Raw genomic sequence first — 16956 nt, 5'->3', positions numbered from 1 at the left:
GAATTCACAACCGGCCTCCGGCTTTCATTGATGCAAGGACCGTTTACTTGATGATGCGTTCGGATAACGCATCCCACTTCAATGTTTTTCCTGTTAACTGACTGAAGGCCTCCAGCGGCAGATACAGCTTGCCGTGATCCACGACAACGGCCAGATTTGACGATTTGTCATTGAAGGTAGCCTTGTTGCTGTCTAGCTGCAGCTTGAGCACATTACTGCCGCTTGTGATCTTCACCGTTTTGGACTTGCTGTCCCAATCCACCTGCGCCCCGAGCGCCTCGGCAAGCGCCTTGGCCGGGAACCGTGGTTGGTTGTTGCTGCCGGTTTTAAACTTCGGATACACGTATTTTTCCTGCAGACGGGCTGTTGCCTCCGTCAGATCGAGACCTAGCACTTGTGCGGACGCTGTTGCGACGCGCGTATTGTCAATTTGCCCCTTTACATACTCTGCGATCGGTCCGTATGCCCAGACGCCCACATCGACCGCCGAATGGCCATGACCACTCCAGCCGATCAGCAGCCTTTTGCTAATGATTGCATTGTAAGCCCCTTCCGGTCCGTAGGAGCTGCCGTCTCCATTCAAAATTTGTGTCGCTTCTTCATCTTTCAAATCTTTAATCCATGTATTGTCTTCTACAATCTTCTTCACTTCCGCGATGGTCCTGGCTGCTTTCAAGCTGCCAGAGATCGCTTCAGAAGAATGCTTTTGCTTGTCCCACAAGTCCAAATTCAGCTCATAAATATTATCCCGAGAGAGGGATAGTCCTCCTGTCTCATGGTCTGCTGTAATGACCACAGAGGTATTGCCATCCTTCTTGGCAAAATCAAGCGCCGTCTTCACCGCAGCGTCAAAATCAAGCACTTCCTGCACCGTCGACGGAAAATCATTGGCGTGGGAAGCATGGTCGATACGGCCACCCTCAATCATAATGGCAAAGCCGTTTTTTTGCTGCGATAGAATCGCAAGCGCTTTGCTGGTCAAATCGGCAAGAGACGGTGTCTCGCTCTTCCGGTCATTCACATAAGGGATATGGGAGCCGCTGAACAGTCCGAGCGCCTTGCCAGTTGTATCCGGAAGCGCAAGCAACGAGGACTTGTCCTTGACATAGGAATAACCCTTCGCTTCAAAATCTGCGATAATGCTCTTGTCTGTGCGCTTTCCACCGTCTTCCTTGCTTAGAAAACTGGCGCTGCCTCCACCAAACAGAACATCTACGCCGCTTTCGAGATATTGAGAGGCGATAGCATTCTCGTTGTCACGGCTTCTCACATGGGAAGCATATACGGCAGGGGTGGCATGTGTGATCCGGGTGGTCGTCACAAGCCCTGTAGCTTTGCCTGCAAGCGCTGCTGCTTCAATAACTGAAGCGAAAGGTTTGGCAACTTCCTCATTGGATACACTGATTCCGGCATTGTACGTCTTGTTCCCGGTTGCAAAAGCTGTTCCCGCCGAAGCAGAGTCCGTAACAACGCCGGAGACGATGATATCTCCATCCTCACCGCGGTCGGCGAAGGTTGTCGCTTGTCCGACATAGATGCTGTCCAATGTAAGATGGTCAATGCCTTTGTTGTATTTAAGATAATTGCGCGCTGCTGTGACTTGGGCCGGTCCCATACCGTCCCCGATCAGGACGATCAGATTTTTGGATGGCGCGTTCTCCTTTGCAGCAGTCTCTTCTGCAAAAACAGGAGTTGCCGCAAGCAGTAGGACTGCCATGCAGCCGGCAAGCGCCGATTTCAACTTTTTCTTCATTCCATTCCCTCCAAATGAGCCAGATTTCATTTCAGTCCATCTCCTACATTATCCAAGGGAAGTATTAATACAGCGTCATAGGGGTATAAAATATTTGTAAATAATTCCCTAACCATCCACTCCAGACCTTTTAAAAGCGGCCACTTCTTTTTACTGCGAGGTTCTAATCTGCGTCCTTCCTATTGTTTTCCTTTCAGACATTGAATCTGTCATTGATAAGGGTATAATTAGAGGTAACAGTAGACAAGCTGTTCGTTCCCACTCGCAGGCCAAGCTTTACTCCTGGTGCGGATTCTATCTAAAGCTCCAACATACCGACAGGAATAAAGAACCTATATCTGGAGGGTAATATGCAAAAAATAAAGATTTTCTCCGGCTCATCCAACAAGCAGTTGGCAGAACGGATTTGTAAAACGTTGGAGGTCCCCCTTGGGAACGTCTTGATTTCCAAGCAGCAGAGCGGCGAAATCCATGTTTCCTATCAGGAATCGATTCGCTCCAGCGACGTGTTCATCGTCCAAGCGATGTCCCATCCGGTCAATGAACATTTGGTCGAGCTGCTTGTCATGATCGATGCCGCGAAACGCGCATCCGCCAAATCCATCAATCTGGTCTTGCCTTATTACGGTTATGCGCGGCAAGAGCGGAAATCAGCGCCGCGGGAACCGATTTCAGCCAAGCTGATTGCAGATATCTTAACCACTGTCGGCGCCAACCGGATCATGGCCGTGGATCTGCATGCCGACCCGATTCAGGGATTTTTTGAAATTCCGGTCGATCATCTGACTGCCTTGAATCTTATTATTCAATATCTGAGGAGCAAGAACATTCCGAATCCCGTCGTCGTGTCGCCGGATGCGGGGCGAGCTTCCACAGCTGAGAAGCTGGCGAACTACCTGGATTGTCCGTTCGCGATTATGATTAAAAACCGGCCTGCCCATAATGAATCCGAAATTACTCATATTATTGGTGAAGTTGAAGGCATGACACCGATTATTATTGAAGATTTGATCGATACAGGCAGTACAATCGTCAATGTAGTAGAAGCTCTGAAAAAGAAAGGCGCGAATGACGCCTACATCTGCGCGACTCACGGACTGTTCTCCGGCAATGCTTTGGAGAAGTTGAACAACCCGAATATTCGCGAGATCGTCATCACGGACACCATTGAATTAAGCCCGACGGCCAGTGAAAAGTTTATTGTGCTCTCCATGTCTCCGCTGCTCGCTACAGCGATTAAAATCATTACAGAGGGCGGCTCCATCGATACATTGTTCCAATCCGGGCAGACAAATTGAATTAAGCGATAGACTCTGGCCTGGGCATTCAGACCTCTGTCCAAGCTGAAATACCAACGGACGAATCGTTCTCAAGGCCTTAAGACCTATGCGCTTTATACGACAATGCAAAGGTTCCATTGCTGCTGCACCTTATATCTGCCACCCAAAGATCAGCAAAGTAAGGTAGAGCAGCTGGAGCTAAACAACATGGCCTTTAACAGATTTCATTCAGAGGGTGCAAGCCCTCTTTTTTAATGTACGCTATCTATGTATGGAGCTGCGGAATAGGGAAAACCCATGCAAATCCTTGAAACTGGTGATAGTAGAAGAATGGTCACATGGAGAAAAGTCAACATCCGGGGAACAGGCGGAGCTTGAAAAGAACAAATGAAAGTTGTTAGAACAGCAATTTTACTATATGATAAACTTCACATAGCAGGTTATTAAGAGCGGACAATGACCGCCTTCCATCTGGAAATAATTTATTTTATTTACATATTAATTGAAGATATTGTAATTTTGTAATCCGGGACTATAATAGCAGTATGGAAGTTGGAATTTCGTGCACAAAGAGGGGACCCATGTTATAATTAGGAGGTTGTTAACTCTCGGATTGATGATGGATAATAAGGTTAATTTTAGAAAATTATCTATATATAGCTTTATTGATTTAGATGTACGAAGAGGATTTATTAGACGATTTGAAATTATTATTAGCCTCTGGGGGGGTTCTTGCGATGTTTGCCAAACGCCTCAAACAATTACGTAAAAAAAGAAAATTCTCCATGCAGGAACTTGCCGATGAAACCGGTGTAGCAAAAAGCACTTATGCTGGCTATGAGTCAGGCTACAGGCAACCAACGCTGGAAACGATTCAATCTATTGCTAAAAAACTCAATACTTCGGCAGATTACCTGCTTGGCCTGACGGATTATGTGGACCCGCAGGAGCCCAGCAGCAATGCCAGGGAGCTGCTGAATCATGAACAGCTCCACTGGGACGGCATACCTCTGGAAAAAGAGGATCTTGAGCTTGTCAGATTGCTTCTTGAGCGAGTAGTTCGTGACCGGGTTACCGGCTCGGACGGCCATACCTGAGAGCAGCAGTATGCTGTTTGAAGTCAGGCGAAGCCGGCCGCAAAAAAAACGGCATGGACAGCAGCAGCCTGGCAACTACCTTTCAGCTGACTTTTCGGCAGCTTCCCCGTTTGCCTCCACCCTGCTGCCAGAGTGGGCTTTTTGCTCGTCCTTTTTCAGTGCCTTTGCTTTTTCCACGATTTCCTTGCGCTTGGCCGCGTCTTTTATTCCGACTGCTTCAATCGGATATCCCTCATCCAGAATGACAAGATATTTTCCATATCCGCTTGTAATGGATTTTAACGCCTCGATGTCTTCTTTGCTTAGTTTGCTGAGCAGCAAGTCTCGAATATGTTGCTTCTCCTCCACACTTAGCTGCTGATCGGATTGTCCGAGCAGACTGTACATCTCTGTAAACGATAAACCGGACTGCAGCAGGATAGCCGCAGCGTCCATTGCATCATCCATCGCTATCTTCTGACCTGAGATCTCTTCAGCTGTTCCAAGTGCATGATCCAGAACAGACGGCAGTTCAGGGGATTGACTCACCCCGTTATCCTGTTTGCCTGTAAAACGGGAATCCCCCGCTCTCTGCTCTGCCTTCGCAAGCTGGCGGGCCCGGATGTCCTCCAGATCAATGGATGTGAGCTTCCAGTACAGGTAACCCGCCCCTGCCGCCGCAATGATTACAGCAACGCCCAGAGACCACAACGTTACACGCCATACCTTTTTCAACCCATTCCTCTCCTCCCCTCTCCATCCGAAGCCTTGACCTAGATCATCTCATGAATCGCAATATCCTCATTATTCAACGCAGGACGCCCGACCGGATAATAGGCAAAGCGTCCTGTCTCCAATTGCTTCGTGCTGTACGCATTGCGGCCGTCAATGAGAATCGGTCTTGCCATTACCTGCTCCAACTTCCTCAGGTCCACCTGAATATAGTCCTGCCACTCCGTCAGCAGGCAGACTGCGTCTGCTCCCTGGGCCGCTTCCAGTGCAGTCGCGCTCCATTGAATGGAAGGATGGTTGATCAGCTTGCGGAAATTGCTCATCGCAATCGGGTCCGTCACGGCAGGGACTGCTCCCAGTTCCAACAACCGCTCCACAATCTCGATAGCCGGGGACTCGCGGACATCATCCGTGTCAGGCTTGAATGCCAATCCCCATATGGCAATCCGTTTGCCCTGCAAGGAGCCGAGCGCGCGATACAGCTTGTCAATCACACCGAACCGTTGATGATTATTCACTTCCACGACCGATTTCAACAGCTTGAAGTCATACTCTACATTTCCGGCAATCTGAATCAGCGCCTTCGTGTCTTTCGGGAAGCAGGAGCCGCCATAGCCGATCCCAGCTTTCAAGAAAGAGCCGCCTATTCGCTTGTCCAGTCCCATTCCTCCGGCTACTTCCGTAACATCCGCGCCCACCTTCTCGCACAGATTGGCTATCTCGTTAATAAAAGAAATTTTCGTGGCAAGGAAGGCATTCGAAGCGTATTTGATCATTTCAGCGCTGCGTATGTCAGTAATGACAATCTGATTGGTGAGCGGCTTATGCAGTTCGGACAGGCGATCTGCTGCCTTATCGCTCTTGGTCCCAATTACGATCCGGTCCGGGTTCAGCGTATCCGAGACGGCAGTACCTTCTCTCAGAAATTCAGGGACAGAAGCGATGTCAAACGCGTGGATGGTGTGGCGAGCAATGATCTCCTCGACTGTCTCATTCGTGCCGACTGGAACGGTGCTTTTGACCACGATAACTTTGTAGCCGTTCAGATTCGCTCCAATCTCGCGGGCTACCGCTTCGACAAATTGCAGATCTGCTCCGCCTCCAGGCAGCGGTGGCGTTCCAACCGCAATAATGACAACCTCAGCCTCCTGAATCGCTTCGCCAAGATCCGTCGTATATTGCAAATGTCCGCTCTCCATGCAAGCATCTGCCAGTTCCTTCAATCCTGGCTCGTAGATCGGGATGACTCCTGCCTTGAGCGTAGCGATTTTTTGAACATCTTTATCCACACAAATAACCTCATTGCCCAGATGCGCATAGCATACTCCTGATACAAGTCCTACATATCCGGTTCCGATTACCGTAATTTTCATACCTCTCCACTCCTGATTGATCAATTTTTTTACGCTGAAACCTTTTATCACACACTCATTCGCTCAGCTACAATATCGTTTCCAAATAATAGAGCATGGCCGATCGGATTTCCGACATTCGACTCTGACAGCTCTCTTTCGTCTCTGAACGGCATCCAAAAAACAGCTTGAGCGTCGGAGACGCACTGGAGAGACGAATAACGCACCATGCCCCGTCATCAAAGACATAGCGGATCATATCTGCTCTTGGCAGATCAGTCTGAAAGACTCCATCTCTCCCTGCCTCTCTTTCCTTGCCTTCACGGTAATCGGTGAGCTGCTTGACCTGAAGCAGGCCGATCTGACGCGGGAATTCTCCTCTAAGCCTTGCCATCGTATTGCGTACCCGCTGCCAGCCCTCCAGTCCCTTATAGGACATATGGATTTCGTCTTCCAGATGATAGCCGAACGTTCTGTACAACCTATTCAGCTGGCTCCAAATCGATAGTTTCTTCCCCTTGTAGTAGGCGGCCATCTCGACGGTAAGCATGAGAGTCTGCAGCGCATCCTTGTCACGAACGAATACTTCAGGCAAAAAGCCGCCGTTCTCGTCGTAGGCAAACAAATAGCTGCTCTCTCCCAAGTGCTCCTGCTCCGCAATTCGCATCGCAATGTAATTGAAACCCGGCAGTGTCTGTTCAATTGCCATCCCGTATTTCCTGGCAATTTCTCTGCTCAGGTTCGTGGTCAAAATCGTTGTATAAAATATCCCTTCCCCTTGCTTGTGCCGGATATCGCGCTGCTTCAGCAGCTTGCGCCTCATCCCAATATAATCAAGCAGCAGGCTGCCAAGCTGATGGGGAGTCAACTGTTCATATTCACCTTCGCCGCTGCGCACCAGCACCCCCAGCTCCTGGGACTCAGGATCAACGGCCAGCACAAGCTCCGCATCGCAGGCATCCGCCTGGATCAGCGCATGGCGGTAGACGTCTTTTTCCTTCGGATCGGGATTTTTCAGCGTCAAAAATAACGGATCGGGATTCGCTTGCTCATTTACGCAGTACACTTCTTTGCAGCCTACCGTCTTCAACAGCCTGGAGATGACGGCGCCGCTTGAACCGTGCAGGGGCGTATAGACAATTCTTAGATTGGAAATATATTTTTTCTTCAGATGGGCCGGCTGAAATACCTCAAGCACCTGCCCGTAATAAGCTTCGTCCACTTCGCTGCCAACCTCGATCAGTCTTCCCATGCGAACAGCCTCATCCGAATCCATGACGGGAATGCCAACGTCATCTTCCAGAATATCCAGGCGATGAGACAGCTTGCCAGCCTGCTCGGCCTGCATGACTGACCCATCCTCCGTAAAGATCCTGAAGCCGCTGTATTGGTACGGCGAACACCCGGCCGCGATCATGATGCCGGCTGCCGCATGCAGCCATCTGATGGCGAAGGACAACTCGGGGGTCGGACGGGCCTCGCTGAACAGATGCACCTTGATTTCGTTGTGAGCCAGTACCCGCGCCGCCTGCTCGGCGAATTCTCGTGAGAGTACACGATTGTCGAAGGCAATGACAACCCCTCGCTGCGCTTGAGCAAATCCTCCCTCCCGAATTTCATCCGCAAGCGCCTGTGCCAGACGCCGCACGGTAAAAATATTCATCCGGTTCGTGCCCGCTCCGATTTTCTCCCGCAGGCCGTCCGTTCCGAACTCCAATTGTTTGTAGAAACGGTCGGTAATTTCCCCGGCTTTCAGCTCACCCAGTTCTTTGCGAAGGTAAGCAGGCAGACGGGCCCGTTTCCAGCGCTTATAGCGAATCTGTATCGCATGGTCTAACTGCTCGGCTATGGCATTCATATTTCCTTATCTCCTTCAGGTTGTACAAAACTGCAAAATTGGCTCCCATTCTAACCCAAGCCGGACAATGTCGTCCTCATCCAGCTGCGAACCCCGCATCACTTCAATGACTTCCATATCCGACAGGGCGTGCAAAGCATGCTTGCACCCCGCAGGAATCTGGATAACATCCCCGGCTTTGACGTCATGGTAGCGGTGATCAAGCACCATCTGCCCTTCGCCCGATACGATAGTCCACACTTCGGAGCGCCCGTTATGATAGTGATAGCTGAAATTTTTCCCGGCATTCAGGCTGACACGCTTGGTTATAACCTGATCCCCTTCAGGACTTTCCATATGGTCCAGAACAAAATACCGTCCCCATCTTCGTTCCTCGAACATTGGACGGTGGTCATCATGCTTCATGACGTCCTTGATTCTGGGACTCGAAGCCTTGTCTGAGACTAATATCCCGTCAGGGCTGGCAGCGACCACCACATTCGACAGACCAATGACCGTTATGGGCACGCCAAGCTCATTGACAATATGCGTGTTTTCCGAGTCTTCCGTCATTTTGCCATTGCCAAGAAGAGTCACTCCCATTTCCTCGGTCAATGTGTTCCAAGTCCCCAGGTCCTTCCAAAACCCGTCATAAGGTAAAGCAACAATGCGCTGCGCCTGTTCAACCACTTCATAGTCAAAGCTTGTTTTCCGCAAAGTACCGTACTGCTTGAGCAACTCGTCATACTGAATCGGCAGCCGCTTCTCGATCAGCAGATTGATCAGATAACCCAACTTGAAAGCAAATACGCCGCAATTCCACATGGCCGATTGTTCAATCAGAGCCTCCGCCTGAGCGGCATTCGGCTTCTCAGTAAAGCGGCTGACATGGTAATAGGCCTCTTCAGCCTGGCTGTCCGGCTCGGCAAGCTGAGCTTCCGGCACGATATAGCCATATTTTTCAGAAGGGTAGGTCGGTTTTACGCCAATGAGCGCAAGCTCGGCAGCGGAGTGCTTGAGCACTTGCTCCAATTCATGCACCTTGGAGAAAAATGAAGTTTCCACGTACGGATCGACTGGCAAAATCGCCACGGCCTCGTCCAATCTCATGCCAGCTACCGAGTACAGATAGACGGCAGCCAGCGCAATGGCTGGAAACGTATCCCGGCGCTCCGGCTCCATAATGATCGGCACATCCAGCCCGACATGGCTGCGAAGCAATTCCTCCTGCGCCGCTCCGGTTGCGATAAAAGCATTATGCTGCAACCCGGCCTCACCGAGCTGCCGCCATACTCTCTCTACCATGGATTCTTTTCTGTCGGCAGGGCCTTGCAAAATACGTAAAAACTGCTTGGAGCGGGCATCATTGGATAGCGGCCACAGCCGCTTCCCCGAACCGCCTGACAGCAAAATCAGCTTCATCCGCTTCCTGCTCCTTTCCTAATTAACAAGCTTGCGCTTCACTTATGATGAAAGCGCGCGCTGCTTTTGTTTTTGACGCTGCTTTTGTTCCCTCATCCAGCGTAGAAACCGGGTTGCGCTGGATTGGAGCGGCTCCACCCTGTCGATCAACCTTACAAGGCAAAGCACGGCAAAGCGGTCTGGCCGCCACTGCTGTCCAAGGCTGATTCGGATCATCTGCTGCGCCTTCTTCCAATCGTTATTGCGCCACAGCGCAACTTTACCCAGTTGAAATACTCTCCCGGCCAACCGCTTGGAGCGCCGCATGAAAAAGATGCTGTGCGGTCCGAAACGATCGATCCAGTCGGCTCCTTCCTGGATGCGCTGTTCAATATTTTGACGGCCAAGCTCGGCCAGATATTGCTGAATCATCATTTTGTCCACCGATGCGCTGACACCGTCCGGGAGTGTATAACGCCGGTACAAAGTCTCATGGACGGTACCAAACTTTGTAATCAGCGCCATCCGCAGCCACAAGTCGAAATCCTGCGTAAAGGTGAACAGCGTCCGATAGCCGCCTGCCTGCTCATACACCTCCCGGCGGAACATAACCTCGCCGTGTGTGTATACATTCTCCCGCAGCAACTGCTGGAGCGGCGGCTCCTGCTCGTTCAGCTTGTGAAACACCTCCGATGCACCCGTGAGCGTGTCGACATTATCGACAGCGCAGCCGACAATTCCGATCGCCGGGTTGCTGTCGAGCACCCGGACCTGCTCTTCAATCCGCCGCGGATAGGAGATATCGCCCGATCCGTGGATTGCGATGTAGTCGCCTTTGCTGCGCTTGACTGCCTCGATGATGGAGTTTGTGAAGCCTCTGTTGCTATGGGTGATCACTTGCAGACGGGGATCGTGGAAAGTTTGGAGCCGCTTAAGCGTTCCGTCTTTGGAGCCATCATCGACAGCAATAATTTCTACATCGCTGTAGGTCTGATCCAGCAGGCTCTGAATGGATTCCTGCACCTGATTCTCCCGGTTGTAGTAGACCGTCAGTATGGAAACCTTCATCCTTTTCAACTCCACTTGGTTTCTAATTTCAAACACCGCTGCGCGGGCAGATTCATTCCTCCGATCGCTGTTGCTTGACGGATTCTCTCGATTTTCTTAACCCTTACAGGGTAAGAATCCGCCCGCAAAGGCGAACACTTCGTTTCTACGGCATGATTCTGCCCGCTCCGCTCCTGCTTGTGCTGCCATGCTTAATCGAATACTTTTGCGTCGTAATTGCAGACGCCGCTGCGCTTGACTGAAACTTCACAGCTTAACTGCAAACACCGCTGCGCGGGCAGATTCATTCCTCCGATCGCTGTTGCTTGACGGATTCTCTCGATTTTCTTAACCCTCTACAGGGTAAGAATCCGCCCGCAAAGGCGAACACTTCGTTTCTACGGCATGATTCTGCCCGCTCCGCTCCTGCTTGTGCTGCCATGCTTAATCGAATACTTTTGCGTCGTAATTGCAGACGCCGCTGCGCTTGACTGAAACTTCACAGCTTAACTGCAAACACCGCTGCGCGGGCAGATTCATTCCTCCGATCGCTGTTGCTTGACGGATTCTCTCGATTTTCTTAACCCTTTTCAGGGTAAGAATCCATCCGCAAAGGCGAACACTTCGTTTCTACGGCATGATTCTGCCCGCTCCGCTCCTGCTTGTGCTGCCATGCTGCAAGCAAAATCTTGCAAGCATAAAGTGGAAGAAATCTATCTTCCACCAATCTCTTTCCCTACCTCTACCAAATTAATGGTGCTGCTTTTGCGGAGGGGAAAAGGTCGTCCAGAGAAGCGCAGCGTTCGCATTTGCCCCCGAATGGCTTGCTTAAGCCAGTCGATTCCTGTTCATTCGGGGGCAAGAAGCGATCGGAGGACGATCTTTTCACCGCAGCAACCTGCCTGCAACCATCAATGGTGGTGCTGCTTTTGCGGAGGGGAAAAGGTCGTCCAGAGAAGCGCAGCGTTCGCATTTGCCCCCGAATGGCTTCCTTTAGCCAGTCGATTCCTGTTCATTCGGGGGCAAGAAGCGATCGGAGGACGTTCTTTTCTCCGCAGCAACCTGCCTGCAACCATCAATGGTGGTGCTGCTTTTGCGGAGGGGAAAAGGTCGTCCAGAGAAGCTCAGCGTTCGCATTTGCCCCCGAATGGCTTCCTTTAGCCAGTCGATTCCTGTTCATTCGGGGGCAAGAAGCGATCGGAGGACGATCTTTTCTCCGCAGCAACCTGCCTGCACCATCTGCACCATCTACACCATTAAGACTTCCGGCTCCATTTCAATGCCCAGCGATTTCAGCACTTTTTCCTGCATGAGCGTCATCAGTTCCTTGACATCGCGCGCAGTGGCCGTACCCAGGTTAATGATCCAGTTGGCATGGACGGTGCTGATCTCGGCGCCGCCGATCCGGTGACCTTTAAGGCCAACTTCCTCGATCAGACGGCCCGGATGCGGACCTTGCGGCGGGCTTTTGAATGTGCTGCCGACGGTAGCCACATTGAGCGGGAATTTGCCCTTGCGGATCGCCGCCGCCTGCTTGGTGCGCTCCATCACCTGCGGCTGGTCGTCGTTGTAGACAACATGGAACTCAGCGCGCAAAATAACAACTGAACGCCCCAGCAGCGAGCTGGAACGGAATGCAAGGCCAAGGTCCTTGGCCTCTTGATACTGCAGCCTGCCTTCTTCATCAAGATACGTCACTGATTTGAGAACCGAGGACGTCTCCTTGCCGATACAACCGGCATTCATGATGACCGCTCCACCGACAGTGCCGGGAATGCCTGCCATGAACTCAAAGCCGCTGCCGCCCTCTTTGGCCATTGTCAGCGCCAACTTGGGCAACAATACTCCGCTGTCCGCCTGGACGACGCCGTCGCTGACAGTAAAGTTTTTCATTTTTTTCCCGACATGAATGACGACGCCGTCGAAGCCGGCGTCATCGACGAGCACGTTGGAGCCATTGCCGATAACCAGCACCGGCAGCCCCTCATGACGGCAGCGGGAATAGATTTGCTCAAGCTGCTCCACACGGTCCGGGGCAATATAATAACGGCATGGTCCGCCCACGCCCATCGTTGTAATCTGCTTGAGAGGGAATCGCTCCTCCACGATGCAGGACAAATCGTTAAACATGAACTCTCATCCCCGTTCTAAAATAATTCTTTGGCAGATACTGTAACGTTGGTCCCGCCAGCGCGCTCCTGCGGCTGCCACTGTCCTTCGCCTATTCGACCCAACGGCGGACCATTGCGAGATGTGCCAAAAGCTCGGAACATTCGCCCAAGCTTCAGGTTCAACTGCTCCAGATTGTACTGCACCTCGACAATTCGTCGTCCCGCATCGCCCATTTGGCGCCTGCGCACCGGATCTTCCGCCAGCTCGGCAATTTGCTGGGCCAGCTTTTGCGCATTGCGCTCCGGAGCAAGGAAGCCGCTCACGCCGTCCTCAACTAATTCCGGAATGCCGCTATGATGTGTCGACAGCACTGGCAAGCCGCATGCCATGGCCTCCATAATGGCGACCGGAATCCCCTCCTGATCACCATCAGATCCTGTTACACTCGGAGCGAGGAACAAATCGGCCTTGGCAATCAATTGTTTGACTTCCTCATGGTTTTTCGCACCCAACAGCCGAATGCGATCCCCGGCCTCGCTCTGCTCGATCAGTTGCTCAAGCTGCCCTCGCTGCGGACCATCGCCAATAATGTCGTAGCGGATATCTTTGCCGAGGCGAATCGCTTCAATAGCGGCTCGAACTGCATAGTCCAGCCCTTTTTTCTCGACCAGTCTTGCTATGGACAGCAACCGCACAGGCCCTTGTCCGATCTTGTTAGACTGAGTAAACTGATTCGGATCAATCCCCATCCGATGAATCGCGATTTTCTCTTCAGGACAGCCCATCGCTACCAGTTCGGTACGCCAACGTCTGCTGATCGGTAGGAACAGGTCGCCCTTCTTCAGCAGCCGGCTGTATACATTGCGGCCGTAGCTTTTAATATATGCGCTCATATCAAAGCCATGGAAGGTCGTAACCAGCTTGCCGCCAAGCAGTCCCTTCTCCTTGAGAAACAGCCCGAGGTTTCCGTTTTGACCGAAATGGCAGTAAATGATATCGTAGTTCCGGTTTTGGCTCCCGCCGTTCTGTTTGAGCAACGTCAGCGCCGCATAAAATTGCTTCATGGATAGCGCATCCTGCTTGTACTTGAACACATTGAGCGCATCCAGCAGTACGGACGGACCGCGATGCAAATTCACGGGCAGCAGATACAGCGAAGACAACAGCCGCTTAAGCTTTCCCTGCGGCGGGTTGAAATAGGTGCATCTCTCAAGCAGCCCATAGCGAATCACATCCGGATGCATGTTCCCCTCTCCCCTCGTCCAGTTCGCATATATGTCGACCTCAAACCCCTGATCGATCAGCCCCGTAATCTGGTTCAGCACAAAAGTTTCGGAAAGCGCGGGAAAATATCCGACCACAAATGCGATTCTCATTCGCTATCCAACCTCCCTTTTCTTCGAGTATTCAATTCACACCCGGAATGGATCATTTTTATGTTTTTATGCATATAGCGGGACATCGTACACCCCGCGCAGCTCCCAGCGCGCGGTGGAGCGATACGTGTTGGCAGTCAGCCGCACGCATGGTGACGATCCAGCTATACGCCGCCCAACTTATTTAAAATCGCTTACGCTTAACCGACCGTCTGGCGGCGGAGTTTGCCGCGAATGAATGCCGCCTTTTGCACCAGCTCCGACCAATCGGAACGATTCAACAGCAGCAGTTCGGCTACGGATACCTTTTCCCTGCGCACGTACAGCAGCACGAACACAGCTCCGGCCAAGGTATAGGAGATCGCAGACGAGATTGCGGCTCCAGTAGCGCCATAAGTCGGGATGAGCAGGAAGTTCAGTCCGATATTCGCAACCAGCGATGCAATCGACACATTCAACGAAAATAATGGATAGCCGCGTCCGGACATCTCCGAATGGAGCAGCTTGACAATGACAAAGCTCAAGATGCCCGGAAGCAGCCAGCGGATCACCGTAACAGATCCGTCAAAAGCCTTTCCGTACAGCAGGCCGACGATGACAGGCGCGAATACCCAGAACAACAGGCCAAAGAGAACAAGCAGCGGCACTAGAAAACGGATCAGCTTGAGCGTCCGGTTCACCGATGTTTTCTCGGATGAGGCATTTGCTCCCTTGGAGAACAAAATCATGCCGACCGCAGCCGGGAGCTGCCAGATCATCTCCGCCAGATTCGTTCCAACCGAATATACGCCGACTGCCGTCGCGTTCGTGTACGCCTCCAGGATGATGATATCGAGCCGATAGTTAAGCTGAAGCACAAACAGCGCCACTGCGAAGGAGAAGCCTTTGCCGATCATCGCTGACATAACAGGACGGTTAAATGCAAGCCCGATCGGAACATCCTTTACCGCCCTCCAGCAGTAATAGAATGTAAAGACAGCCATTAGCAGTTGGGTCAAGGCAGCGCCCATCACTCCAAGCCCCCACAAACCGACAAGGACGATCAAAATCCCAAAATTACAGACCGTCTTCAAAATCTCCGCCTTGTTCAAGCTGCCGATTCGCATCTTGCCCTGCATAACGCCGCGCAAAAATTGGATGCCCAGGTTGACCGGGATAATCAGCAAAAAGACAAGCATCAGCCAAACACTGTATCGGTCACCGTATTGCAAATAGAAGATCAGACCGACGACCGACATGCACAGCACGGAGGCAAAGATCCATACCATCGCGAGCGAGGAGACGATTTCCTTCTCCGGGTACGTTTTTTTACCAATAAAAAAAGCAGTCGATTGCCGGATGCCAAGATCGGCAATCGTGATGACCAGAGTCGGAATAACCAGGAGGGCAGTCAGTATTCCTTTACCCTCCGGGCCAAGCAGCCGAGCCGTCACGACCGATACAAGGAATGCGCCGAACAGCACCGCCATTCGGGTCATTAAAGTCGTTATAATTTGAAACAGAGTACTCTGTCGGTTCAAGGTGTAATCCTTTCGATCTGCGCGCCCAGTGCGGTGAACAGCTCGACGAAATTGCCGTACCCTCTCTCCAATTGATAGAGATTCGTAATTCGGGTCTGCCCTTCAGCGCCCAGTGCGGCAACCGCCACCGCTGCACCTCCGCGAATATCTGTCGCGATAACGTCCGCGCCGTAGAGCTTGTTTTGCCCGTCTATGATTGCAAGCTGTCCTTGTGCGCCATTCACGCATTTGAAATCGCCCTCGACCACGCTGATTTTGGCGCCCATCTTATTCAACTCGTCACAATATGCGAAGCGTCCGTCGAGAATCGTCTCCTTCAGCACCGAGCGCCCGCGAGCGGTAGCCATCAGCGCCGTATGCAGAGGTTGAATATCGGTATGGAACGCCGGGTATGCGGCCGTCTCCACATCCACCGTCTGCAGCGTGCCAGCCCACTCGACATGAATGCCGCCTGGCCCGTCGGCAATCATCAGTCCGGCACGGCGCCATGCAGCTACCTCGGCGTTCAGTACCGATACGCTGGCGTTGCCGATAACGGCACTTCCTTTGGTAACCCCGACCGCCGCAATAATCGTGGATGCAATAATGCGGTCGCTCATCACGGTATGCTCGGCTGCATGCAGCTTGCCGACACCGCGAATGCGCAGGCTGCTCTCATCCGCCCAGACAATATCCGCACCCATGCCTGTCAGCAAGGAGATGACGTCGACGATTTCCGGATTTCTCGCTGCATTGCGAAGCGTCACCACGGAATGGGAGCTGACCGCTGCGAACAGCACATTCAGGGTCCCTCCGAATGTCGGATAGTGGAAACGCAGTTCTACTTCCTGATCCGGCTCGCTTTCCTTCAAGTGCAACCCAAGATCGCTCTCCTCCATGGCATAACCAAGCTCCTGCAAGGCAAACAAATGCAAGTCATGCTTGCGGTTGCCGATGCTGCAGCCCCCTGGAAGCGGCAGGAACAGCGATTTGCTCCATTTGGCCGACAAACCAAGCAGCAGCAGGGAATGCCGAATCTTGCCCGCAAGCTCAGCGTTCAGTGTACCACCCTTCCAATTTTTACCTGAGCAATGTAATGTGCTGCCTTCCATGCGAATGTCCGCCCCTGCCTCCCGCAGAAGGCGCACCAGTTGCTTGACATCATTGAGGTCCACCGGAACGTTATGCAACGTAACTTCCTCTTCGGACAGACAGGCCGCTACGATTGAGGGCAGCGCCGAGTTTTTAGCGCCGGGGAGGCTGACCATTCCTTTCAGCGGAACACCCCCTTGAATTTGCAAGTAAGGCTCCAATATATCGGAATACTGCTTTTTTAATGCCAGCACCATTTCTATTCCTCTCCTTTATCTGTATCGATCGTATTTAAGCCTCAGTTGGCGTTTTGCTATTTCCGTTTCCTAATGGAAATCTCTCTATCCTGTATCCATCTGCTATTCTGTATCCGCCCGCCGTCAACCGAAGGGCTGCACG

General features: G+C 52.0%; 12 protein-coding genes. 2 read left to right on the top strand and 10 right to left on the bottom strand.

The genetic code is table 11. From position 1 onward, the window contains the following. Positions 1–43: 43 nt before the first annotated feature. Entirely contained in the window at positions 44–1753 is a 1710-nt protein-coding gene (locus JFN88_RS00455) for an alkaline phosphatase (protein WP_199017328.1), read from the bottom strand. Positions 1754–2103: 350 nt separating this feature from the next. On the opposite strand from JFN88_RS00455, the gene JFN88_RS00450 reads away from it, so the two are divergent. After that, entirely contained in the window at positions 2104–3051 is a 948-nt protein-coding gene (locus JFN88_RS00450) for a ribose-phosphate diphosphokinase (RefSeq protein WP_199017327.1), read from the top strand. 719 nt (positions 3052–3770) lie between these two features. Beyond that, positions 3771–4130 (top strand): helix-turn-helix domain-containing protein, encoded by a 360-nt coding sequence (locus JFN88_RS00445; RefSeq protein WP_199017326.1) that lies wholly within the window; start codon positions 3771–3773, stop codon positions 4128–4130. Between the two features lie 75 nt (positions 4131–4205). Here JFN88_RS00445 and JFN88_RS00440 read toward each other — a convergent pair whose 3' ends face one another. The 9 genes from JFN88_RS00440 to JFN88_RS00400 form a co-directional block, all read right to left on the bottom strand. Continuing rightward, complete coding sequence (locus JFN88_RS00440; protein WP_199017325.1) at positions 4206–4844, bottom strand: hypothetical protein; 639 nt, start codon at positions 4842–4844, stop codon at positions 4206–4208. A gap of 38 nt (positions 4845–4882) precedes the next feature. After that, positions 4883–6214 (bottom strand): UDP-glucose dehydrogenase family protein, encoded by a 1332-nt coding sequence (locus tag JFN88_RS00435; protein ID WP_199017324.1) that lies wholly within the window; start codon positions 6212–6214, stop codon positions 4883–4885. Between the two features lie 67 nt (positions 6215–6281). Further along, the gene (locus JFN88_RS00430; protein WP_199017323.1) at positions 6282–8051 is read right to left on the bottom strand and encodes a phospho-sugar mutase; all 1770 of its coding nucleotides are present in this window, start codon (positions 8049–8051) and stop codon (positions 6282–6284) included. Between the two features lie 15 nt (positions 8052–8066). Continuing rightward, positions 8067–9452: a sugar phosphate nucleotidyltransferase gene (locus JFN88_RS00425; protein ID WP_199017322.1), complete on the bottom strand. Its 1386-nt coding sequence runs from the start codon at positions 9450–9452 to the stop codon at positions 8067–8069. A 42-nt stretch (positions 9453–9494) separates the two neighbouring features. Next, the gene (locus tag JFN88_RS00420; protein ID WP_199017321.1) at positions 9495–10499 is read right to left on the bottom strand and encodes a glycosyltransferase; all 1005 of its coding nucleotides are present in this window, start codon (positions 10497–10499) and stop codon (positions 9495–9497) included. A 1227-nt stretch (positions 10500–11726) separates the two neighbouring features. Continuing rightward, positions 11727–12608: a UDP-N-acetylmuramate dehydrogenase gene (gene murB / locus JFN88_RS00415; protein WP_199017320.1), complete on the bottom strand. Its 882-nt coding sequence runs from the start codon at positions 12606–12608 to the stop codon at positions 11727–11729. Between the two features lie 17 nt (positions 12609–12625). Further along, positions 12626–13966, bottom strand: a complete 1341-nt coding sequence (locus JFN88_RS00410; RefSeq protein WP_199017319.1) for a glycosyltransferase — start codon at positions 13964–13966, stop codon at positions 12626–12628. 200 nt (positions 13967–14166) lie between these two features. Then, positions 14167–15486: a flippase gene (locus tag JFN88_RS00405; protein ID WP_199017318.1), complete on the bottom strand. Its 1320-nt coding sequence runs from the start codon at positions 15484–15486 to the stop codon at positions 14167–14169. After that, positions 15483–16814 (bottom strand): UDP-N-acetylglucosamine 1-carboxyvinyltransferase, encoded by a 1332-nt coding sequence (locus JFN88_RS00400; RefSeq protein ID WP_199017317.1) that lies wholly within the window; start codon positions 16812–16814, stop codon positions 15483–15485. The genes JFN88_RS00405 and JFN88_RS00400 overlap by 4 nt, the downstream gene beginning before the upstream one ends. Between the last annotated feature and the right edge of the window lie 142 nt (positions 16815–16956).

Source organism: Paenibacillus roseus, from assembly GCF_016424485.1.
GTDB lineage: Bacteria > Bacillota > Bacilli > Paenibacillales > Paenibacillaceae > Paenibacillus_D > Paenibacillus_D roseus.
Note: the sequence above shows the minus strand (reverse complement) of the source record. Positions and strands in the feature narration are given on the sequence as shown.

Excerpts from the sequence above, each read along its gene's own strand:
- JFN88_RS00420 (WP_199017321.1), bottom strand. The coding sequence starts at position 10,499 with ATGAAGGTTTCCATACTGACGGTCTACTACAACCGGGAGAATCAGGTG.
- JFN88_RS00400 (WP_199017317.1), bottom strand. The coding sequence starts at position 16,814 with ATGGTGCTGGCATTAAAAAAGCAGTATTCCGATATATTGGAGCCTTAC.
- JFN88_RS00425 (WP_199017322.1), bottom strand. The coding sequence starts at position 9,452 with ATGAAGCTGATTTTGCTGTCAGGCGGTTCGGGGAAGCGGCTGTGGCCG.
- JFN88_RS00445 (WP_199017326.1), top strand. The coding sequence starts at position 3,771 with ATGTTTGCCAAACGCCTCAAACAATTACGTAAAAAAAGAAAATTCTCC.
- JFN88_RS00430 (WP_199017323.1), bottom strand. The coding sequence starts at position 8,051 with ATGAATGCCATAGCCGAGCAGTTAGACCATGCGATACAGATTCGCTAT.
- murB (WP_199017320.1), bottom strand. The coding sequence starts at position 12,608 with ATGTTTAACGATTTGTCCTGCATCGTGGAGGAGCGATTCCCTCTCAAG.
- JFN88_RS00455 (WP_199017328.1), bottom strand. The coding sequence starts at position 1,753 with ATGAAGAAAAAGTTGAAATCGGCGCTTGCCGGCTGCATGGCAGTCCTA.
- JFN88_RS00410 (WP_199017319.1), bottom strand. The coding sequence starts at position 13,966 with ATGAGAATCGCATTTGTGGTCGGATATTTTCCCGCGCTTTCCGAAACT.
- JFN88_RS00450 (WP_199017327.1), top strand. The coding sequence starts at position 2,104 with ATGCAAAAAATAAAGATTTTCTCCGGCTCATCCAACAAGCAGTTGGCA.
- JFN88_RS00435 (WP_199017324.1), bottom strand. The coding sequence starts at position 6,214 with ATGAAAATTACGGTAATCGGAACCGGATATGTAGGACTTGTATCAGGA.